This window comes from Pseudomonas sp. URIL14HWK12:I12 (assembly GCF_003097135.1).
Taxonomy (GTDB): domain Bacteria; phylum Pseudomonadota; class Gammaproteobacteria; order Pseudomonadales; family Pseudomonadaceae; genus Aquipseudomonas.
The window spans coordinates 459,799-481,340 of the sequence record NZ_QEQL01000004.1 but is presented as its reverse complement, the minus strand read 5'-3'; the positions used below and the strand labels follow the sequence as shown (position 1 = coordinate 481,340).

The following is a 21,542-nucleotide window of genomic DNA, read 5'->3' as shown; positions in this document are numbered from 1 at the left end:
GCTGCCCATAGGTTTCTTGTTGTTGCAGAGATTTTCAGGGCACCGGCGCATGATGCGCCGATGCTCGGAACCCGCCCAGAGAGCGGCCTATCTTCAGGCTGCGGCCGGTGCCATCCGGGGCTCGGGCTGAGCCGGTTCGACCACCTGCCGAGCCAAGATCAGGATCAGCGCAGCAGCGCCCAGGTCCAGTACCGTCAGTGCCACGAACAGCGGGCTGTAGCCGACCTGGGTCACCAGCACGCCCAGCACCATCGTGAACAGCGCCGCCCCCAGGAAACCGAACATCCCGCCAAGGCCCGTAGCAGTCGCCACTTCATTCTTGCCAAAGGAGTCGGAGGTAATCGAGTACAGTGCGCCTGAGAGCATCTGGTGCGCGAACCCGCCGACGCAGAGCAACGCGATGGCGGTGTAGGCGCTGCTGGCCAAGCCGATGCAGCCTGGGCCGATCATGCACAGGCAACCGCTGAGCATCACCAGCTTGCGCGAGGTGAACAGCGATACTTTGAAATACTTGTGAAACAGCGGCGACAGATAGCCGCCCAGCACGCAACCCAGGTCTGCGGCCAGGAACGGAAGCCACGCAAACATCGCCACTTCCTTGATGTTCATGTGCCGCTCGGTCATCAGGTACAGCGGGATCCACGCGTTGAAGGTCTGCCAGGCGGGCTCGGACATGAACCGGGCCAACGCGATGGCGTAGAAGTTGCGCCGGCCGAACACCTTGCGCCATTGCGCGCGGGCGGGCTTGGCGTCTTTGAGGTGGGCTTCCTGGCCGGCGAGAATGTAGTCGCGCTCTTCATCGGACAACCGCGCTTGCTGGCGTGGGTGCTTGTACAGCCACATCCACAGTGCGCTCCAGACCAGCCCCATCGCACCGACCAGGATGAATGCCAGTTGCCAGCCACTGTTGAGGATGGCCCACACCACCAGTGGCGGTGCGATCAGCGCACCGAGCGAAGAGCCAACGTTGAACCAGCCCAGCGCCACCGAGCGCTCGCGCGCTGGGAACCACTCGGTGGTCGCTTTCACCCCGGCGGGAAAGCCTGCTGCCTCGGTTATCCCAAGCATGCCGCGAAGGAAGGCAAGGCTTTGCCAGCCGGTCGCCATTGCCGCCATAGCGCACACCACTGACCAGGCCACGGCGAAACAGGCAAAGCCCATCTTGGTGCCGATGGCGTCGACGATGTAGCCAGCCACCGGCTGCATGAAGGCGTAGCCCATCTGCCACGCCACCACGATGTGGGCGTATTGCTCGGTGGATATACTCAGTTCCGACATCATGGTCGGGGCGGCGACGGAGAGGGTGTTGCGAGCCAGATAGTTGATGACCAGGCCTGCGATCATCAACCCGACCATCCACCAGCGGATGCCTTTGATCTTCATGGGTGTGCGCTCGATTTGTTTTTGTTGGACGCGAAATTGTGACGAGGTATGTCGTCATATCACCTGGCTTTTATAGCGAGCAGCTGCGTGGGTGTCAATTCAGAACCTATTAAAAACCCCTGAAAACGTTAGCCTTCAGGGGGGGAGTAGGGAACACCATCAAGTGTCGCGCTATTTTCAGCGCTAGGCGTGGGTGCCTGACCTGTCGGACAACACCCCCGTCAGTCTCCTCCGGGCAGGCGCCGCGCGAGAATGAACAGGCCAAGGCCGGCCAGTGCAGTAGCGGCACCGATGAAGCCGGTGCTGGTCCAGCCCAGGCCCGCGGTGATCGCCATGCCACCCAACCACGGCCCCAGGGCATTGGCCAGGTTGAAGGCCGCATGGTTCGATGCCGCGGCCAGGCTTGGGGCGTTGGCGGCGATGTCCATCAGGCGGATCTGCAGCGGCGCGGCCAGCGAAACCATCGTGCCTACCAGCCCGATGCCGAGCAGCACGCCCCACAGGGAGCTGGCCGCGAACGGAAACAACAGCAGCACCAGCATCGCCCACACCAGCAGCACGCCCACGGCACGAAAGCCCAGGCGATCGAACAGCTTGCCCCCGGCAATGTTGCCCAGGATGCCACCCACACCGAACGCCGCCAGGCCGAAGGGAATCCACTGCGGCGTAACGCGGGTGACCTCGAGCATCGTCGGCGCCAGGTAGCTGAACACGCAGAACATCCCGGCAAAGCCGATAGCGCCGATCAGCAGGGCCATCCACACCTGGGGCTGGCTGAATGCCTGTAGCTCCTTGCGCGGGTCGCTGCGCTGTTCATCCTCCGGGCTGGGCACCCAATGGTTGACCAGGCCGATGGTCACCAGCGCGATGCCCCCCACCAGTACGAACGCCGATTGCCACCCGGCCAATTGGCCTAGAAAGGTCGCAATGGGGTTGCCCAGCAGCATGGCCAAGGTTAGCCCCGACATCACCCGCGCCACGGCACCGGCGCGCTTGCCGGCGGCCACCATGCTCGAGGCGACCACCGCCGCGATGCCGAAATAGGCGCCATGGGGCAGGCCTGCGATAAAGCGGCAGGCGATCAGCGAACCAAACGTAGGGGCGAAGGCTGTTGCCAGGTTCCCCAAGGCATACAGCGCCATCAGCCATAGCAGCATGTGCTTGCGCTTGAGCCGGGCGCCTAGGATGGCCAGCAAGGGCGCACCGACCATCACCCCCAGTGCATAGGCACTGATGGCGTGCCCAACCTGCGGTTCTGACAGGCCGAGGTTGTGAGCGATGTCGGGCATCAGCCCCATGATGGAAAACTCACCCGTGCCGATGGCGAAACTGCCTACGGCCATGGCTGCTTCCATTTTCAGGGCGCTACGGGCGGGCAGCGCAGGGGCGTGCGTTTGCTGAGCAGTCATGAAAGCTCCGGAAGAAAAAGGGCGGGGATGCTAACGAATCAGCCACCGGGGCGTCTAGAACCGCACTGGCCGCTCAAGTTCCCCACCCTTGCAAGGTGCCCAGCAACAGCCAGGTGTTGAGCCCCACGATCACCGCGGCGATCGCCCAGGCCAGCACCTTCGTTGCGGGGCCAACGACCAACGGCCCCATCAGCCTGCGGTCGCCCACGAACCACACCAGCGGGATCACCGCCAGCGGCAGTTGCATCGACAGCACCACCTGGCTGAACACCAGCAGCTCTGTGGTGCCGCGCTCGCCGTAGATCGCGGTGATCACCACCACCGGGATCACCGCAAGGCAGCGAGTGATCAGGCGCCGTAGCCAGTGCGGCAAGCGCAAGTGCAAGAAGCCTTCCATCACGATCTGCCCGGCCAGGGTCGCGGTGACGGTGGAGTTGACCCCGGAGGCGAGCAGTGCGACCGCGAACAGCACCGAAGCGATGCCCACACCCAGCATGGGCGAGAGCAGCTCATGAGCCTGCTCGATGCTCTCTACTTCGGTGTGCCCGCCGGCGTGGAACACCCCTGCAGCGGTGATCAATATGGCGGCGTTGACGAACAGTGCCAGGGTCAGGGCCAGGGTGCTGTCGGTAACTGCCCAGCGCAGCCCCTCGCGGCGGCCGGCATCGGTACGCGGGTAGGCGCGGGTCTGAACGATGGAGGAGTGCAGGTAGAGGTTGTGCGGCATCACCGTCGCACCGAGGATGCCAATGGCCAGGTACAGCGCGGTAGGGTCGGTAATCACCTGGGCGCGCGGGATGAAACCGGCCAGCACCTGCGCGATCGGCGGGTGAGTGAGCGCCATCTGCACCACAAAACAGAGAAATATCAGCCCCAGCAGGCTGGCGACGAAGGCTTCCAGTGCACGGAACCCCTTGCGCATCAGCAGCAGGATCAGAAAGACGTCCAGCGCGCAGAGCACTGCCCCCCACAGCAGCTCAATGCCGAACAGTAGCTTCAGCGCGATGGCGGTGCCGATCACTTCGGCCAGGTCGCAGGCGATGATCGCGATTTCGCAGGCCAGCCATAGAAAGATGTTCACCGGCATCGGGCAGCGCTCGCGGCAGGCCTGGGCCAGGTCGAGCCCGGTGGCGATGCCTAGCCGCGCTGAAAGCGCTTGCAGCACGACCGCCATCAGGCTCGACAGCAGGATCACCGACAGCAGCAGATAGCCCAGGCGCGAGCCGCCAGCGAGGTCGGTGGCCCAGTTGCCTGGGTCCATGTAGCCGACCGCGACCATGTAGCCTGGCCCGGTGAAGGCCAGCAGCCGGCGCAGCCAGCCGGCACCGGCGGGCAATCGCACGCTGGCATTGAGCTCGCCAAGGCTTGCGCGGCTGGTGCCGCCAGCATGGCGGCTCAACAGGGCCGGCTCACCGCCGTCGGCCTGGCGTTGGGGATTGGGTTTTGCCACGAAGAAATGCTCGGGATGAAAGAGGGCGCGTGTTGTTTCAGAGCAGCGCCGCCACATAAGCGTTCCCGAACGTTAACACTCCGCTCCCGGAGGGTGGCCGAAATAAGCTTTATAGGCGTGATTGAAATTGGCAGGGTTTGCGTAGCCCAGCCGATAGGCGATCTGCGCCACCTGCCATTTGCGTTGGCGCAGTAGCGTACGTGCCAGTTCCATGCGCTGCTGGCGCACGTACTGCAACATCGACTGGCCGAACACTTCGTTGAAGGCGCGGCGCAACGTGGTCTCACCGACCTGCAGTTGCCGCGCCAGCGTCAGGCTGCCCGGCGGCTCGGCCAGGTTCGCATCCAGCAGCCGGCGGGCCTCGTGCGCCAGGTCACGCTGCCCGCGCGCCACCTTGGGCAGCGGCGCTGAGGTGCCGCGAAGGTTGACGGCCAGCTCCACCAGCAGCGCCAGGCTCAAGCTCTCCTGGTTCAGCCGTTCGAGCGCGCCCTGGTAGGGCGATTGATAAAGCCGCTCGAGCAGCGTGCCCATCACGCCTGCACCGCGCAACTCGCCGAAGTGGATGCCGTCTTCGAGCAGGCTTAGCAAGGGTTGCAGGCTGGTGTCTTCTTCGGCCAGCTCCCGCAGATACTGGCCATCGACCCGCAAACCGGCCATGCGCGCGTGGCTGCCGGCGGGCAGCTGATCCACCGCTTCCATGCTTTCGCTCAGCCCCAGCAGGTGAGGGGTGCCGGGGGTGTAGTGGTTGAGCCGGCCATCGACCTTGTGCAGCCATTGCCCGCCGAGCACCTGCACGATGCAAAGGCTGCCTGGCAGCACCTTGTGGATGCGCAGCGGCTCTGGAAATTGCAGGTCGCAGTCGAAGTACTGCATCTGCGGTCGCACCGTGCGGGCGCGGTAGTGGCCGATGGCACTGCCCAGCACTTGGCGGGCGCTGGTGTCGAGCACCCCCGCCTGGGCGAGGGCCGCGGGGCGGTCGAAGCTGAAATGGGTATCCAGATACGGGTTCCAGTTGTCCATCGTTACTGCATCCTTCAACGGGTCTGGCACGGTCGTACAGGGTAGCTTCATTCACCCTGCATCGCTCGCCTTTTTGTGATTGGCACGGCCTTTGTTGTGGCCGGCGACCGCTTTGCTTGGCAAGCGACCCAGGGCTGATTCAATGAACGCCCCTGCCAAAACCAAAAGTGAGTTTTCCATGCTGAACCTGCGTAACTGGGCTGCCGTCTTGGGCATGGCCCTGGCGATGCTGACACTGAACGCGACCGCCCAAGAGCGGCCCGAAGTGGCCGAGAAGGTAGTGGCCTACGGCGGCGAGCAAGGCGTCAAGGTCTGGACCCTGCGCATCGGTGCGCGCAGCGACAACCAGGCGTTGGTGCAACTCGAAGACGTCGACCACGACTGGAACCTGCGCATCCAGAAGATGACCGTGGAAAAGACCGCCAAGGACACTCGCTACTCCACCATCGTCGATGGCCAGAAGTATGTGGTGCTCATCGTTCAGGATGGCTGGGGCGAGCTGTACCTGCCGGGCGAGGCCAAGCCGATCCAGGTCGGTTATTCGCCGATGCTCTCCAGCCAAGGCGATGCTCAAGCGTTCTTGACCGATTACCTCAAGGCGCAGTGAGCAGTGGCACGCCTGAAGACCCTGTGGAAGGCACTGGCCATCTTGCTGGTGCCGCTGTTTCTGATGGGCTGGGCCGCCCAGCAGGCCTGGCGGGCCGAAAGCCTCTTGGCCGACGCGCGCATCATGCGCCAGTGGACCGAGCACCCCGATGACGCTCTGCTTGAGCGGCTGCAGGGCAACGAGGGCAAACAGGTCAGGATGGAGTACAGCTCGCGCCGCGACTTCTTCAACCGGCGCATTGCAGCGATCGAGGCCGATAGCGGGCCACTGCATCTGCGTGCGGTACTGGCCCACGTTGCCTGGTGGCTGGCACTGGCCGCTCTGCTGGGCGGCCCAGCGATCTGGCTGCGCGTGCGTGTCGATGCCTGGCGCGCCCGCGCGTCTCGGGTGTTTCTCTATGAACACCTCAGCCATAGCTGGCAGGTACTCGGTCAATGGCTGCGGGGCTGGCTGGCACTGGTGCTGGCAGCGCTGTCGCTGGCGTTGCTGTCGGAACTGAGCTGGGGCTGGAGCCACCGGCATGACGGCAACTGGCTGGCCTTGATGCTTTGCCTGCCCCTGGTGGGCACGCTTTACCTGGGCGGCAAGATGGCCGTGCAACTGGGGCCGCGCTGGCGCGCGCTACAGGCACCGGGCTCGGCTTTCCTTGGGATGCCACTGGCCCGTGACACTGCGCCTGCACTCTGGGCCTGGGTCGAGCACCTGGCGCGCCGTACCGCAGCGCCGGTACCCGACCACCTGGTAGTGGGCGTGGACCAATCGTTTTTCGTCACCAGCGTAGAGGTCACGTTGCAGCCCTCAGGCCAGGTGCTGAGCGGCCGCACTTTGTATTTGCCGCTTACCTATCTCTCTGCAATGAGCCAGGAAGAGGCGGCCGCGGTGATCGGCCATGAATTGGGCCATTTCAGTACTCGTGACACTGAATTGGGCAGCGAGACGGCAGCGCGTTTCCAACTGATGTGCGAGCACTATTGGGCGTTGACCGATGAGGGCGAGCAACCGACCTGGATCGAACGCCCCGTGCTGTGGATGGCGGGCCGCTTTCTGCATTACTTCCAGGTGGCGGTGCATCATTGGAGCCGGGCGCAGGAGCTGGTCGCCGACCGCGCCGGCGCCGCTGTGGCTGGCGAGGCGATATTCGGCCAGGCGCTGCTGCGAGTGATTGCCCTGGCTGGGGTGATCGAGCAGTTGCTTCAGGCCAGCCGCGGTGATGACCTGATCCGCGCCCTGGGCGAGCACTTGCGTGCCCATCGCCTTGATCTGGACAAGCAGGCCTTCGCCCGCGCCGTGGCGCACCCCTTTGACACGCATCCGCCTACTGAGCAGCGCCTGGCCCACCTGAAAGTGTCGCTGGACGCCGAACTGTTGGCCCAGGCCACTCGCCCACCAACCGAGCATGATCGGCGCTGGTTCAACGACCTGATCAGCCGGCCTGCCTCCAGCCCTGAAGGACTACCCGCATGACATCGTCCAATGATCCGCTGGCGCAGTTGGCGCAATCCTTGACCGGGGATTACAACCAATACGCCTATGACCAACACCAGGCGGGCATCGCCCATTGCCAGCAACGTATTGCCCATGTGCCTGAAGTCACCGAGCTTGTGCTCACCCCCCGCGTGCGAAGGCTGGCGGTGGTGATGGCGGTGATGTTCTTTGCCTTCGGCCTGATGTCATTGGCCGGCGAGAAGGCGCGGTTCATGGGCCCGGTGATGTGGTTGGTGAGCCTGGCCTTCGTGTTGAGCTACTGGCAGCACCGCGATGCCGGCAAGCGGGTGCTGCTGCGCCTGACGCGCACCCACTTGTGGTTCTGCGGCCTTGAAGCACCCGTAGCGCTGCGCGACATCACTCAGGCCCACATTCGCGACGGCAAGATGATGCGTATCCATCTGACCTTGCGCGAAGGTGCCGGGCTACCACGCATCACCAATCGCAAAGGTGCGATCATGCCGGGCGCCACCCTCAAGCGGCGCAGCGGTGCGACCGAGCTGCGCCTGGTGGCGTACGGTTTCGAGTTCGATGGGCAGGTGCTTGATGCCGAGCAACTGATGGGTATGCTTTTGGCCTATTGCGACGCTGCCCAGGCTCAAGCTGAACTGCAGTCGCTCACTGCCGGCCAAGCGCACCGTCGCTAAGGAAGCTTTCCATGCGTTATCTGCAGTTACTCCCGCTTTGCTTCGTTGGCGCTGCCTGTGCGGCGCCCGCACCGATCCCCGTGGAGAAGACCTTCAAGGATTGGTATGTGGCCTGCGACAACACCTTGCGCTGCACGGCGGTGGCCGTGCACGAGATGGAGGGGGGCGCCAACCTGCTGTTGCGTATCAGCCGCCAGGCGCCTTTCGATGCCGCACCGGTGGTCGATGCGATGGCCTGGACCAGCGCAGGCCCCCGGCCGTTATTGCTCGACGGCAAGCCGTTGGCGACGGCCCTGGCGCCCGTCAACGATGGCCAGGCCGCTGGCTGGCACGGGGAGGGCGAAACCGCCAATGCGTTTCTCTCGGCCCTGCGCAACGGCCGTGTGCTCAGCCAGCCGGGGCCGGACGGCGCCGCCAGTGCCTCGCTCGAAGGCCTGACCGCCACCTTGCTGTTCATGGATGAGCAGCAGCATCGGCTGGGCACGCGCAGCGCACTGATCCGGCCCGGGGACGGCGCGTCACTGACCGCGCCGGCGCCGCCGTTGCTGGCACTGCAGCCTTTCGCAGCGGTGCCAGCACTGCCTGCCGATGAGGCACAACGTGTGCTCGACGCCGTGCGCCAGGCTGCCGCGAGTGACCTGCAGGGTGACGCCGATGCCGATGAGCCTGCCGCAGAGCTTCAGGCTTGGGCGCTGAACGCCGACACCGCGCTGGTGATCGCCCGCTATGGCTGCGCGGCCTACAACTGTGACCACCTCGTCTACCTTGTGCCCCGTGCGGCCCCCGCACAACTTCAGGCGCTGGACCTTCCCCCCTTCCCGGCCGCCGAGCCCATCACCAACACCGACGAGCAGAACGCCTGGACCTGGGGGGCGCTGAGCTACGACCCGGCCACCGGCGTGTTGGAGGCCTTCAGCAAGGCGCGGGGGCTGGGCGACTGCGGCAGCATTGGCCGCTGGCGCTTCGACGGCGAGCGCTTCCAGCCGTTGTTCAGTGCCAGCATGGGCGAATGCGTAGGCTACCCCTTGATGTTCTGGCCGGTCTCCTACCGCGCCGACCCCGCGCTGTAACGGTTGAAAAACGTCGGGCTCCAGATTCACTGAAGCCAGATCAAGAGCGCCTTCTCGACCGCTTGGCGGCTGCTAGGCTTTTTCGTGTGCAAGTGACCCACCGGCTGTGCCTGAATCGCCCCTGAACGATCTGCGGGGGCGACTATTCATCACGGTCTTTTTCACGAAAAATTGCCCGGCCGGCGCCTAGATTCCGCCGCCATGAGCATGGCGCCGGCAAGCGCCGCCCCGTTGGTTCGAGAAAAGAAGCCCGACCGCCTATGTACAAACCCCAAGCCGTGCGGCCCGAAGCCGTGACCCTGGCCGCCAGCGCGCTGCTGTTGGCGCTGTTCAACGTGCCGTTGTGGCAGCGATTGCTGGAAGTGACCCAACAGAGCGGCGGCTGGGTGTTGCGCGCCGCGTTCATCGCCATGGTGGGGCTGGCGTTCAACCTGGTGCTGAGCCTGCTGGCCGGGCGCTGGACCCTCAAGCCCCTGCTGACGGTATTGTTCATGGCCAGCGCCGGGGTGGCGTATTTCATGAACGAATACGGCGTGCTGATCGACGCCGGGATGTTCCGAAACGTCGCCGAGACTGACGTCAACGAAGTGGGCGGCCTGCTGTCGCTCAAGCTGCTCGGTTACCTCACGCTGTTGGGCGTGCTGCCTTCGCTGGTGCTGTGGTTGTGGCCGGTCAAATATCGGCGTTGGTCGCGGGCGCTGCTGAGCAAGTTGCTGGTGGCGGTGGGCAGCGCCTGCCTGATCAGCGCCCTGGCGTTGAGCAACTACCAGGGCCTGGCCTCGCTGTTTCGCAACCACCACGAGCTGCGCCTGCTGGTGGTGCCGAGCAACCTGATCGGTGCCACCCTGGGCTATCTCGGCGAGCAGGTCGACAGCGCCCGCCATCCGTTTCGCGCGATCGGTGAAGACGCGCACCTGGGCCCGGCCTGGCAGCAGCACACCCGCAAGACCCTGACCGTACTGGTGGTAGGGGAGAGCGCCCGTGCGGAAAACTTCAGCCTGCTGGGCTACAGCCGCGACACCAACCCGAAGCTGGCCGCCGAGCAGGGCCTGATCGCTTTTCCCGATGTGCATTCCTGCGGTACCGAAACGGCAGTGTCTGTGCCGTGCATGTTCTCCAACCTCACCCGCAAGAATTACTCGGCCGGCGTCGCGGCCAACCAGGAGGGCCTGCTGGACGTCCTCAAGCATGCCGGGCTCGATGTGATCTGGCTGGACAACCAGTCAGGCTGCAAAGGCACCTGCTCGCGGGTGAGCTACCGCAACCTGAGCAATGAAACCGACCCAGCCTACTGCGCAGGCGGGGAATGCCATGACGCCATCCTGCTGCGCGACCTGCCGGGGCTGCTGGGCAACCTGACCCGCGACACCGTGCTGGTGCTGCACCAGATGGGCAGCCATGGGCCGGAGTACTACAAGCGCGTGCCCGCAGGCTTCGAACCCTTCAGCCCGGTGTGCCAGAGCAATGCGTTGAACAACTGCAGCCAGGCGCAGATCGTCAACGCCTATGACAACACCCTGCGCTACACCGACCAGGTGCTGGCAAGCCTGATCGACACGCTGCGCGCGCACCAGGGCAGCGTCGACAGCGCCATGCTCTACCTTTCCGACCACGGCGAGTCGCTGGGCGAGTACAACCTGTTCCTGCACGGCACGCCCTACATGCTGGCCCCAGAGCAGCAAAAGCATGTGCCGATGCTGGCGTGGTTTTCCGACGGCTACCAGCAGGCGTTGAAGGTCAACACCACTTGCCTGCAGGCCAGCCGCGAGCGGCCGCTGAGCCAGGACAACCTGTTTCATTCGATGCTCGGCCTGCTGCAGGTGCAGACCCAAACCTACGACCCGGCACTTGACCTGTTCGCCGCCTGCCGTGGCTGACCTGCAGCCAGGCGCCAAGCGCGATATACTGCGCGGCATTGCCTGAGGAGTGCCGCGTGCCAATCAACATCGAATGGGTTCTTGACGACGCAAGCCTTGCTGCCTGTTGCCAGCAATGGCGCACGCTTTCATTCATCGCGGTCGATACCGAGTTCATGCGGGTCGACACGTTCTACCCGCAAGCCGGGCTGGTGCAGGTCAGCGATGGCCATACAGCCTGGCTGATCGACCCGCTGTGCATCGATCAATGGGCGCCCCTTGCCCAGGTGCTCGAGGCCCCTGGCGTGCTCAAGGTGCTGCACGCCTGCGGCGAAGATCTTGAGGTGCTGTTGCGGCTCACCGGCGCCTCGCCCTTGCCGCTGTTCGACACGCAATTGGCCGCTGCTTACCTGAACCTGGGCTTCTCCATGGGCTACTCACGCCTGGTGCAGGAAGTGTTGGGCCTGGAGCTGCCCAAGGGTGAAACGCGCTCCGACTGGTTGCAACGGCCGCTGGCCGACAGCCAGGTGCGCTATGCGGCCGAAGACGCCTTGCACCTGGCCGAGCTGTACAGCGCGCTCAAGCCGCGGTTGTCCGATGAAAAAACCGCCTGGGTGCTCGACGACGGCCAGGAGCTGGTTACCCAGCTCACCCGTGAAGCCGACCCGCATGAGCTGTACCGTGATGCCAAGCTTGCCTGGAAGCTGGCCCCGGCCCAACTGGCGGTGCTGCGCGAACTGTGCGCCTGGCGCGAAACCCAGGCCAGGCTGCGCGATGTGCCACGCAACCGGATTCTCAAGGAGAGCAGCCTGTGGCCGCTGGCGCGCTATCAGCCCGACAACCTCACTGCCATGGCCAAGATCGAGGACATGCACCCGCGTACCCTGCGCCAAGACGGTGAAGCCTTGATCGAGCTGATCCGCACGGCCGCCAGCCTGCCTCGTGAGCAGTGGCCGCAGGTGCTGCCCGAGCCATTGCCGATCGAAGCCTCCGGGATCCTCAAGCGCCTGCGCGCGGTTGGCCAGGCCGAGGCCGCCGAGCTGGGCATCGCCCCGGAGCTGGCCACCCGCAAGAAAACCCTCGAAGCGCTGCTGCGCTCGGGCTTTCCAGATGGCCCCTATCAACTGCCCGAGTCTCTGCGCGGCTGGCGCCGTGAGCGCCTGGGCCAAAAACTGCTCGACGCTCTGGCTGGGCCGCATCCGGCTGGGCCGCATCCGGCTGGGCCGCACTCGGCTGGGCCAAAGGAAACCGCATGAAACGCATCTGTTCGATCTACAAGAGCCCGCGTAAGCGAGAAATGTACCTCTACACCCTCAAGGCCGATGGCATTGCCAAGGTGCCGGAGGGCTTGCTGCCGCTGTTCGGCACACCGGTACACGCCTTCGACCTGGTGCTCACCCCGGAGCGCACCCTGGCCCGCGAAGACATCACCAAAGTGCTGGAAAACCTCGACACCCAGGGTTACCACCTGCAGATGCCGCCGCCAGAAGAAGAGTACATCGAACACCTGCCTGAAGAGCTGCTGCGGCGTAACGACCCGGTCTGACGATTTCACTGTCAGGCTTCGGATTTTTCGTTACTGTGGCGCCCTGTTTCGAACATCAAGTCGCCTCGCGCGGCCAGCCGACCCCCACACAGCTCTGCAGTGAACCATGGGGGGCCGGCCAGCCGGGCGACGCGTACCCGAAAACCGATCGGCACCGCAGGTGCCGGCGCGTGCCCGCTTTTTCTGCAAGGTTTCTACATGCCCGTCCTGATCGCGGAGCACAGCTTCGCCACCTACGCTCGCCTGCTGGGCGAACAAGCGCCCCACCTCGAAGTGCTCACCAGTGACGATTCTGCCGTGCTCGCAGAGTACGCGGCACGGTGCGATATCTGGCTAGGCCAGCCCGACCTGCTGGCCAGCCTGCTGCGCCAAGGCCATCGCCCGCGCTGGGTGCAGTCGACCTGGGCGGGCATTACGCCGTTGCTGGCAGAGGGGTTGCCACGCGACTACACCCTTTCACGGGCAGTGGGCATCTTTGGCCAGGTGATGGCCGAATACGTGCTTACCTACCTGCTCGGCCATGAACGGCTGGTGCTCTCGCGGCTGGTCAGCCAGGTCGAGCGCCGCTGGGACAACCGCCTTGTGCCGAGCCTGCAGGGCAAACGCGTGCTGATCGTCGGCATCGGCGACATCGGTGTGGCCGTGGCGCGCTTTCTCAAGCCGTTCGGGGTCAAGCTGCATGGCATTGCCAGCCGCCCACGCAAACAAGCGCCGTTCAGCAGCGTCAGCGGGCTGGAGGCACTGCCCCAGCGGGTGGCCGAGGCCGATTACGTGATCAACCTGTTGCCCAACACGCCGGCTACTGAAGATATCTACAATGCCGAGCTGTTCTCCCGCTTCAACCCTGATGCCTTGTTCATCAACGCAGGGCGCGGCACCTCGGTGGTAGACGCCGACCTGGTGAGCGCGCTCAAGCAGGGCCATTTGGCGGGCGCGGTCATCGACGTCTGCCGGCAGGAGCCGCTGCCGCAGCAGCATCCATTCTGGACGGCCTGGGGCCTGCTGCTGACGGGTCACAGTGCAGCGCCCACCTCTCCTGAGCTGATGGCCGAGCTGTTCATGAAGAATTTCAAGGCGTTCCAGGCCGGCCAGCCGATCAAAGGCGCGGTTGATTTCGACCGCGGCTACTGAACGGCGGCAACCGTTGCCGGCTCGACGATCTGGCGCACCACCGACAGGCTGCGCTCGGCACCTTGTTCGTTGAGGTGGTCGCTGTCCTTGTACCAGGGGCGCAGGTCGCCGATCAGGCAGCGTTGGGCATCGCAGAAGGCTGCATCCAGGCTAAATAGCCGTATCTGCCCAGCATCGGCTAATTGCTGCAGGTAGCCGCGGGTGTAGGCCTGCAGTGCCTTGTGCTCCTGATAAGGCACCGACAGCGCCTGCACGGCGGCGAGCTTGCTCGCCTGGCTGTCCTGTTGCTGATGCGCCAGGCGGTAATACAGGTTGCGCGGGCTGGCCAATTGCTGCGGGGCTTGGGCCACCACATCCACTTGTGCACCCAGCGCGCGGTACTGCGCCACGGTGCGCGCCAGGCCGGCTTCGAATACCTGCCGTGAGGTGGCTTGGTCCTGATGGCTGTGCTGCGCATCGGTGAGGAAATAGCGCACCTTGCGCGCGCCTTGATAGCCCCCGTCGGTATACAACGACCAGCGTGCGATCAGCACCACATGGCGGACCTTGTGCTCGCGCACGAAGGCCAGTTGCCGCTGGGCCAGCGCCTCGCAGGCCGTGGGGGCATAGTTGCCCGCGGCCACATCTACCCCCAGCAAGGGCGGGCAGCCTCCAACACCCAGGTGCGCGATGCCGTGGGGCAGGCCGTCGGCGAGCTGCGCGAAGGCCGGCAGGAGCGCTTCGGAATGGCTGTCGCCAAACACCGCCAGGCTCGCGCCGTTCGCCTGGCTGGCGGCGCCGAAGTAGCACAGCGAAATACTTTTGCCGTCGCCGTTGTAGCCTTGGTCGCAAGCATGGCGGATGGTCGGGTCGACGAAAGCGTTGACCAATGCAGGGTCGAGGTTGTAGCGGCCTGGGAAGCCCTGCTGCTGGTAGCCCAGCAGGCCGATGGCCATGAACGCCACGGAGGCCAGGGCACTGGCGTTGAAAATCTGCCGGCGACTGATGCGCTGCTTGTCGCGAAATGGCCCTTCGATAAAGCGCCAGCTCAACCACGCCAGCACCAGTGACAGCGCCGCCAGGCCGAGCAGGGCTGCCGTGGAGGGTGGCATCAGGTCGGCGTTGCGAGCGAAGGCAAACAGCGGCTGGTGCCACAGATAGGCGCTGTAGCTAATCAAGCCTATGCCCACCAGTGGCCGGCTGGCCAGTAGCCGCCCGGCGAAAGTACGGGGGCTGCAACTGGCGATCACCAGCGCTGCGCCGAGGGTCGGGAACAGCGCGTGCAGGCCAGGAAAGGGCGTGCCCACCCCGAAGGCGAACACCGCATAGCCGATCAGCCCAAGCCCGAGCAACCCGCCCACTTCGGCCATGGCACCGTGGGCCGGCTGTGGCCGGCGCTGCAGCGCGAATGCCAGCAGTGAACCGAGCAGCAACTCCCAGCCCCGGGCAGGCAACAGGTAGAAAGCTGCGGTGGAAGCCTGCTGGGCGCCATATTCAGCCCATGTCAGGCTGGCCAAGCCCAGCAGCGCCAGGCCGGCTACCAGTAGCCGGCGCGGCATGCGCCAGCCCAGCCACAATAGCAGCGGGAAAATCAGGTAGTACTGCTCTTCAACCGCCAGGGTCCAGGTGTGGATCAGCGGCTTGAGCTCGACATCACCGCCGAAATAGCCGGTTTCCATCCAGAACAGCGCATTGGACGAAAACAGGGGCACCGTGACCAGGCTTTTGGCGAAGCTGCGCAGGGCGATAGGGTCCAGCCATAGCCAGGCCAGTGGCAGGCACACCGCCATCATCACGAACAGCGGCGGCAGAATGCGCCGAGCACGGCGCTCGTAGAAGCGCAGCACGCTGAAGCTGCCGCGTTCATGTTCGCTGAGCAAGATAGAGGTGATCAGGTAGCCGGAGATCACGAAAAACACGTCCACCCCGACGAAACCTCCGCCGAACAGGCTGATGCCTGCGTGGTAGAGAATCACCGGGAGCACGGCAATGGCGCGCAAGCCATCGACTTCCGCGCGATAGGGCACGGAAGAATGAGGGGCATTCTTCATGGGTCAGGAACCTGGAAAAGTCAGCGGGCACGCTACCGCACTGCCAGCGGCGGGCAGGGGTGCGACAGGGAGAGGGGAGTACAGGTTGCCGTTTTACCTTGGCGCGCGGTATTTGTCGAGGTGCCCGCGCTCGGCGGGCACCTTGAAGGTCACTGCTGGTAGATCTGGTCGAACACGCCACCGTCGGCGAAGTGAGTTTTCTGCACCGTGCGCCAGTCGCCGAAGGTCTTTTCCACGGAAATCAGCTCGACTGTGGGGAAGCGGTCGGTGTACTTGGCCGCCACGGCGGGGTCGCGAGGGCGCAGGTAGTTCTTAGCGGCGATTTCCTGGCCTTGGGGCGACCACAGGTACTTCAGGTAATCCTCGGCCAGGGCGCGAGTGCCTTTCTTGTCCACGACCTTGTCGACCACGGCCACCGGCGGTTCAGCTTCGGCCGACACACTGGGGTACACCACCTCGAACTGGTCGCGGCCGAATTCGCGGGCAATCATCTCGGCCTCATTTTCGAACGTCACCAGTACATCACCGATCTGGTTCTTCATGAAGGTCGTAGTGGCGGCGCGGCCACCGGTGTCGAGCACCGGCACCTGCTTGAACAGCTTGCCGACGAACTCGCGGGCTTTGGCGTCATCGGCACCGTGGCGTTGGGCATAAGCCCAGGCCGAGAGATAGGTGTAGCGGCCGTTGCCGCTGGTCTTGGGGTTGGGCACCACCACTTCCACGCCCTCCTTGAGCAGGTCGGGCCAATCTTTGAGTGCCTTGGGGTTGCCCTTGCGCACGATGAACACCGTCGCCGAGGTGAACGGGGCGCTGTTGTTCGGCAAGCGGGCCGCCCAGTCTTGCGGCACCAGGCCTCCATTGTCGGCCAAAGCATTGATGTCGGTGGCCATGTTCATGGTGATGACGTCGGCCTGCAGGCCGTCGATCACCGAGCGTGCCTGTTTGCTCGAACCCCCGAACGACAACTGCAGGTTCGCCTCTGGCTTGGCTTCATCCTTCAGGTGCTGGGTGAAGGCGGCGTTGTAATCCTTGTAGAAGTCGCGCATCACGTCGTATGAAACGTTCAGCAAGGTCGGCTTGGCATCGGCAGCCAGGGCATGGGCACCATAGGCCAGGCCTGCCGCGAGCAGGGAGGCACTTAACAGTCGTTTCACGTGCAGAAGGTCCTTGTATGTGGCAGGAGGGCAGTGCGGGCGACTATAACCGCCCCTTTGCCGCCTTCGAAAGTTCCGAAGGTTCGGGCCTTATGCCTTTTGGCGCTATTGGTCGTCTTGCTGATCGAACAGGCTCAACGCTGGCAAAGCGAAAGGGCACGCGGCAATGGCTGCGAAGGCAGCGACCAACAGGCTCAGAGTAGGCAGGTCCATGGCAATGGGCTCCATCTTGAAGAGGGTAGGGGGTGAGTGAGCAGCATGTTACGCCCCGCCCGAAAAAGCAGAAGGTGGCCTGTGGCGATGGTAACTATCAAGGCCGCTGATGACTGCGTTATAGTCGGCCCTTTTGCACGGGAAGCTCCCATGAAGCGCTGCGTCGTCGCCCTCGCCATCCTCGCCCTGGCCGGCTGTGCCACCTACCGCATGGGCCAGGCCCGGGATGCCGGCCCGATCGCCACCCTCGAATCAGCGCGCCTGCCGGTCGACATGGCCCAATGCGTCGAAACCACCTGGCAATTGGAGTCGCTGTTCGGCACCGACGCCGACGCCTTCACCGACCGCGACGGCAAAGGCCGGTTCACGGTCTCGAATCACGCCTCTACCTATTTTGCCGACATCGAGCCCAACGGCCGCGGCAGCCTGGTGCGCTTCTACGGCGAAACCCGCCGTGGCGAAGCGGCACAGAAGCGCCAGGCGACCCTGGCCACCTGCCTGTAACGTTCAAACACCCAGCACCACGCCCAAGGCATCGCGCGCGTCGTCCAGTTGCACCAGCGCCGCCTGCCGCGCGCCGAGGGCGTCACCATGCTCGATGGCGGTGAGAATCGCCTTGTGCCGGGGCAGTGCCAACTCGTGCAGGTTCGGCCGCTGGTTCGAATAGCGCAGTGCCTCTCGCAACGCCGACGACAACATGTTGCAGAGGTGGGTGAGCAGGTCGTTGTGGGTGGCGTCGGCAATGCGCGCGTGAAAATCGAGGTCCGGTTGCAGCAGCGAGTCGGCCGAGCCCGACGCCTCCATGCGCTGGTATGCCTCGGCGATCGCCGCCACTTCCTCAGGGGTGGCGTACTGCGCCGCCATTGCCGCCGCGGCTGGCTCGATCACCGCGCGCACATTGGTCAGCATGGCGAAAAAGTCGTTCTGCGGGCTGCTCTGCATCAGCCAGTGCAGCACGTCAGGGTCGAGCAGGTGCCACTCGCCACGTGGGCGCACCACTGAACCGACCCGCGGCTTGGAATACACCAACCCCTTGGCAACCAACACCCGCGTCGCTTCGCGCAGCACGGGGCGGCTGACGGCATACTCCTCGCACAGCAGCGCCTCGGCAGGTAGCTTCTGCCCCGGTTCCCAACGCCCGGCGACGATGCCCATGCCGATGTCGTGGACGATCTGGCTGTGCAGGCTTTTGCGTTTGGGGGGCTTGCGGTAATCCATGAGACTGGGGCTTGTGGCAGCGGACGGGCGACCATCATAGCCCAGGCTTTGTATGAAAACTGCCTGCCCACCCCTCAATGGGAATGCCGCGCCACCTTCGACCCCCGGCAGCCCACCAGAAAATCGAAGTCGCAACCTTGGTCGGCCTGAAGCACATGGTCGATGTACAGCTGCCGGTACCCGCCGATCATTCCGTCGCCCTGAGGCGCCTGCCAGTCGGCCAGGCGTGCGGCCAGCTCCTCGTCGGTGATGTCCAGGTGCAGCCGGCCGGTGCTGCAATCGAGCTCGATCCAGTCGCCTTCGCGCACGGCAGCCAGCGGGCCGCCGGCCGCCGCTTCGGGGGCGACGTGCAGCACTACGGTGCCGTAGGCCGTGCCGCTCATGCGGGCATCGGAGATGCGCACCATGTCGGTTACCCCCTGGGCCAGCAGCTTGGCCGGCAGGCCCATGTTGCCGACTTCAGCCATGCCGGGGTAACCTTTGGGGCCGCAGTTCTTCATGACCAGGATCGAATCGGCGGTGACAGCCAGGTCCGGGTCATTGATGCGGGCCTTGTAGTCTTCGAAGTGCTCGAACACCACCGCCTGGCCGCGGTGTTTCATCAACGCACGTGTAGCGGCCGAGGGCTTGAGCACGGCGCCGCCGGGGGCGAGGTTGCCGCGCAGCACACAGATCCCGCCGTCGGCGACCAAGGGGTTGTCGATGGCGCGGATCACTTGGTCGTCGCCGTAGATGGGCGCTTCGCGCACGTTTTCCCACAGTGTCTTGCCATTGACCGTGAGCGCCTCAGGGTGCGGCAGCAGGTTGTGCTCGCCCAGGCGGCGCAGCACTGCGGGCAGGCCCCCTGAATAGTAGAACTCTTCCATCAGGAAACGCCCGGAAGGCTGCAGGTCCACCAGCGTCGGCGTGCCGCGGCCGACGCGGGTCCAGTCGTCCAGCTCCAGCGGCACGCCGATGCGGCCGGCGATGGCCTTGAGGTGGATGACTGCGTTGGTCGAGCCACCGATGGCAGCGTTCACACGGATGGCATTCTCGAAGGCTTCGCGGGTGAGCACCTTGGAGAGGGTGAGGCCTTCGTTGACCATTTCTACCGCGCGCATGCCAGAGAGGTGCGCCAGCACATAGCGGCGCGAGTCCACTGCCGGGATGGCGGCGTTGTGGGGCAAAGAAACGCCAAGGCTTTCGGCCATGCACGCCATGGTCGAAGCGGTGCCCATGGTGTTGCAGGTGCCAGCCGAGCGCGACATGCCGGCCTCGGCGGAGAGGAATTCATCGAGGTTGATCTGCCCGGCCTTATAAGCCTCGTGCATCTGCCAGACGATAGTGCCCGCCCCGATGTCGCGGCCCTTGTGCTTGCCGTTGAGCATCGGCCCGCCGGTGACCACGATGGCCGGCACGTCGCAGCTGGCGGCACCCATCAACAGGGCAGGGGTGGTCTTGTCGCAGCCGGTCAGCAATACCACGCCGTCCACGGGGTTACCGCGGATCGCCTCTTCAACGTCCATGCTGGCCAGGTTGCGGGTCAGCATGGCGGTGGGGCGCAGGTTCGACTCACCGTTGGAGAACACCGGAAATTCCACTGGGAAGCCGCCGGCTTCTAGCACGCCCCGTTTGACGTGCTCGGCGATCTGGCGAAAGTGCGCATTACAGGGGGTGAGCTCGGACCACGTGTTGCAGATGCCGATGATCGGCTTGCCATGGAACTGGTGGTCGGCGATGCCCTGGTTCTTCATCCAACTGCGGTACATGAAGCCGTTCTTGTCGTTGGTACCGAACCATTGGGCCGAGCGCAGGGTGGGTTTGTTGTCAGGCATGGCGGGCTCTCTTATTGTAAGACTTAATTATTCGAACTACGCCCAATATAGGCGCTGAAAAACCAATTTGGAAGCTGTTGTGGTTTAAATAGTAAGACTATATAGTCTTTCAAAACGGCCTCTCGACAGGCCGTACCGTTTGCAACCGTGCCCACAAGAACAACAACACGGAGACGCCCCATGAGCCAGGAACTGGCGCTGATACGCCGTATCACCCTTAAATTGATTCCCTTTCTGGTGCTGCTGTACCTGGTGGCTTACGTCGACCGGTCGGCGGTGGGTTTTGCCAAGCTGCACATGAGCGCGGACGTGGGCATCGGCGACGCCGCCTACGGGCTGGGCGCCGGCCTGTTCTTCATCGGTTACTTCCTGCTGGAGGTGCCCAGCAACCTGTGGCTGGAGCACTTCGGCGCGCGGCGCTGGTTCGCCCGCATCCTCATCACCTGGGGCGCAATCACCTGCGCCATGGCCCTGATCCAGGGGCCCTGGAGCTTCTATACCCTGCGCTTTCTGCTGGGCGCAGCCGAAGCCGGGTTCTTCCCTGGCGTGCTCTACTACATCACCCAGTGGTACCCAGTGCGCCACCGCGGCAAGATCATGGGCCTGTTCATTCTTTCCCAGCCTATCGCGATGATGATCACCGGGCCGGTGGCCGGTGCGTTGCTTGGGCTTGAGGGGCTGGGCGGGCTGCACGGCTGGCAATGGCTGTTCATTGCCATTGGCCTGCCGGCGATGCTGCTGACTTGGCCCACCCTGCGCTGGCTGCCTGACGGCCCGCGCCAGGTGGCCTGGCTCAGCGAGGCGGAGAAAAACTGGCTGGCCGAGGAACTGCGCAAGGACCTCGCCGCCTTCGGCCAGACCCGCCATGGCAACCCGCTGCATGCCCTGAAAGACCGCCGAGTGCTCCTGCTGGCGCTCTACTACCTGCCGGTGACCCTGAGCATCTACGGCCTTGGGCTGTGGTTGCCGACCTTGATCCAGCAATTTGGCGGCTCCGACCTGACCACCGGTTTCGTTTCTTCGGTGCCCTATGTGTTCGGCATCCTTGGCCTGCTGATCGTGCCGCGCAGCTCCGACCGCCTGAATGACCGCTACGGGCACCTGGGCGGCCTCTACCTGCTGGGGGCAATCGGCCTGGCGGGCGCGGCCTGGTTCTCAGCCCCCGTAGCACAGCTGGCGGCCCTGTGCGCCGCAGCCTTTGCGCTGTTTTCCTGCACGGCGGTGTTCTGGACACTGCCAGGGCGGTTTTTCGCCGGGGCCAGTGCCGCGGCCGGGATTGCGCTAATCAACTCGGTCGGCAACCTCGGTGGCTACCTGGGCCCATTCCTGATCGGTGCGCTCAAGGCCTGGACCGGGTCGTTGGCCAGCGGCCTGTTCCTGCTGGCCGGGGTGATGTTGCTGGGGCTGCTGCTGACCGTGTTCGTCTACCGTGTGCTGGAGCGCCGCCATGCGTTGCCGCCTGAGCGTTTCGCCGCCAGCGCCCGTTCCCGTTTGAGTTGAAGGAGGCAG

The 21,542-nt window shown here is 64.6% G+C and carries 18 protein-coding genes; 10 read left to right on the top strand and 8 right to left on the bottom strand.

The window, feature by feature from the left end:
• Positions 1-93 precede the first annotated feature (93 nt).
• From F474_RS14985 to F474_RS14970, 4 genes are all read right to left on the bottom strand, one after another.
• Positions 94-1,383 (bottom strand): MFS transporter, encoded by a 1,290-nt coding sequence (locus F474_RS14985; protein WP_097084827.1) that lies wholly within the window; start codon positions 1,381-1,383, stop codon positions 94-96.
• 221 nt (positions 1,384-1,604) lie between these two features.
• Entirely contained in the window at positions 1,605-2,792 is a 1,188-nt protein-coding gene (locus tag F474_RS14980; RefSeq protein ID WP_097084828.1) for an MFS transporter, read from the bottom strand.
• 73 nt (positions 2,793-2,865) lie between these two features.
• Positions 2,866-4,191, bottom strand: a complete 1,326-nt coding sequence (locus F474_RS14975; RefSeq protein ID WP_256577742.1) for an Nramp family divalent metal transporter — start codon at positions 4,189-4,191, stop codon at positions 2,866-2,868.
• A 123-nt stretch (positions 4,192-4,314) separates the two neighbouring features.
• Positions 4,315-5,262, bottom strand: a complete 948-nt coding sequence (locus F474_RS14970) for an AraC family transcriptional regulator (RefSeq protein ID WP_097084830.1) — start codon at positions 5,260-5,262, stop codon at positions 4,315-4,317.
• A gap of 178 nt (positions 5,263-5,440) precedes the next feature.
• Here F474_RS14970 and F474_RS14965 point away from each other — a divergent pair, with 178 nt between their 5' ends.
• The 8 genes from F474_RS14965 to F474_RS14930 all read left to right on the top strand — a co-directional run bounded on the left by F474_RS14965 (position 5,441) and on the right by F474_RS14930 (position 13,604).
• Positions 5,441-5,869 carry a hypothetical protein gene (locus tag F474_RS14965; protein WP_097084831.1) on the top strand — a complete coding sequence of 143 codons (429 nt, stop codon included), beginning with the start codon at positions 5,441-5,443 and terminating at the stop codon, positions 5,867-5,869.
• Between the two features lie 3 nt (positions 5,870-5,872).
• Complete coding sequence (locus F474_RS14960; RefSeq protein ID WP_256577726.1) at positions 5,873-7,333, top strand: M48 family metallopeptidase; 1,461 nt, start codon at positions 5,873-5,875, stop codon at positions 7,331-7,333.
• Positions 7,330-8,001, top strand: coding sequence for a hypothetical protein (locus tag F474_RS14955; RefSeq protein WP_097084832.1), 672 nt, complete (start codon positions 7,330-7,332; stop codon positions 7,999-8,001). Before F474_RS14960 ends, F474_RS14955 begins: the two co-directional genes overlap by 4 nt.
• Positions 8,002-8,012: 11 nt before the next feature.
• Positions 8,013-9,071 (top strand): DUF1176 domain-containing protein, encoded by a 1,059-nt coding sequence (locus F474_RS14950; protein ID WP_097084833.1) that lies wholly within the window; start codon positions 8,013-8,015, stop codon positions 9,069-9,071.
• A 260-nt stretch (positions 9,072-9,331) separates the two neighbouring features.
• Complete coding sequence (locus tag F474_RS14945; RefSeq protein ID WP_097084834.1) at positions 9,332-10,948, top strand: phosphoethanolamine transferase; 1,617 nt, start codon at positions 9,332-9,334, stop codon at positions 10,946-10,948.
• Between the two features lie 56 nt (positions 10,949-11,004).
• A complete protein-coding gene (gene rnd / locus F474_RS14940) occupies positions 11,005-12,183 on the top strand; it encodes a ribonuclease D (RefSeq protein ID WP_097084835.1) in 1,179 nt (392 codons plus the stop codon).
• Entirely contained in the window at positions 12,180-12,473 is a 294-nt protein-coding gene (locus F474_RS14935; protein ID WP_097084836.1) for a YcgL domain-containing protein, read from the top strand. Before rnd ends, F474_RS14935 begins: the two co-directional genes overlap by 4 nt.
• A 198-nt stretch (positions 12,474-12,671) precedes the next feature.
• A complete protein-coding gene (locus F474_RS14930; RefSeq protein WP_097084837.1) occupies positions 12,672-13,604 on the top strand; it encodes a D-2-hydroxyacid dehydrogenase in 933 nt (310 codons plus the stop codon).
• Here the strand turns inward: F474_RS14930 and F474_RS14925 are convergent.
• Both F474_RS14925 and F474_RS14920 read right to left on the bottom strand, forming a co-directional pair.
• Positions 13,598-15,634 (bottom strand): acyltransferase family protein, encoded by a 2,037-nt coding sequence (locus F474_RS14925; RefSeq protein WP_097084838.1) that lies wholly within the window; start codon positions 15,632-15,634, stop codon positions 13,598-13,600. The two genes, F474_RS14930 and F474_RS14925, sit on opposite strands and share 7 nt — an antisense overlap.
• Before the next feature lie 149 nt (positions 15,635-15,783).
• Positions 15,784-16,788, bottom strand: a complete 1,005-nt coding sequence (locus tag F474_RS14920) for a sulfate ABC transporter substrate-binding protein (protein ID WP_097084839.1) — start codon at positions 16,786-16,788, stop codon at positions 15,784-15,786.
• Positions 16,789-17,151: 363 nt separating this feature from the next.
• On the opposite strand from F474_RS14920, the gene F474_RS14915 reads away from it, so the two are divergent.
• On the top strand, positions 17,152-17,505 hold the full coding sequence (locus tag F474_RS14915; protein ID WP_097084840.1) for a hypothetical protein: 354 nt from the start codon (positions 17,152-17,154) through the stop codon (positions 17,503-17,505).
• A 3-nt stretch (positions 17,506-17,508) separates the two neighbouring features.
• Here the strand turns inward: F474_RS14915 and F474_RS14910 are convergent, their stop codons facing one another.
• On the bottom strand, positions 17,509-18,219 hold the full coding sequence (locus tag F474_RS14910) for a FadR/GntR family transcriptional regulator (RefSeq protein WP_097084841.1): 711 nt from the start codon (positions 18,217-18,219) through the stop codon (positions 17,509-17,511).
• A 74-nt stretch (positions 18,220-18,293) separates the two neighbouring features.
• Complete coding sequence (locus tag F474_RS14905) at positions 18,294-20,033, bottom strand: IlvD/Edd family dehydratase (protein WP_097084842.1); 1,740 nt, start codon at positions 20,031-20,033, stop codon at positions 18,294-18,296.
• Positions 20,034-20,213: 180 nt separating this feature from the next.
• Here F474_RS14905 and F474_RS14900 point away from each other — a divergent pair, with 180 nt between their 5' ends.
• A complete protein-coding gene (locus F474_RS14900; RefSeq protein ID WP_097084843.1) occupies positions 20,214-21,533 on the top strand; it encodes an MFS transporter in 1,320 nt (439 codons plus the stop codon).
• The last annotated feature ends 9 nt before the right edge of the window (positions 21,534-21,542 follow it).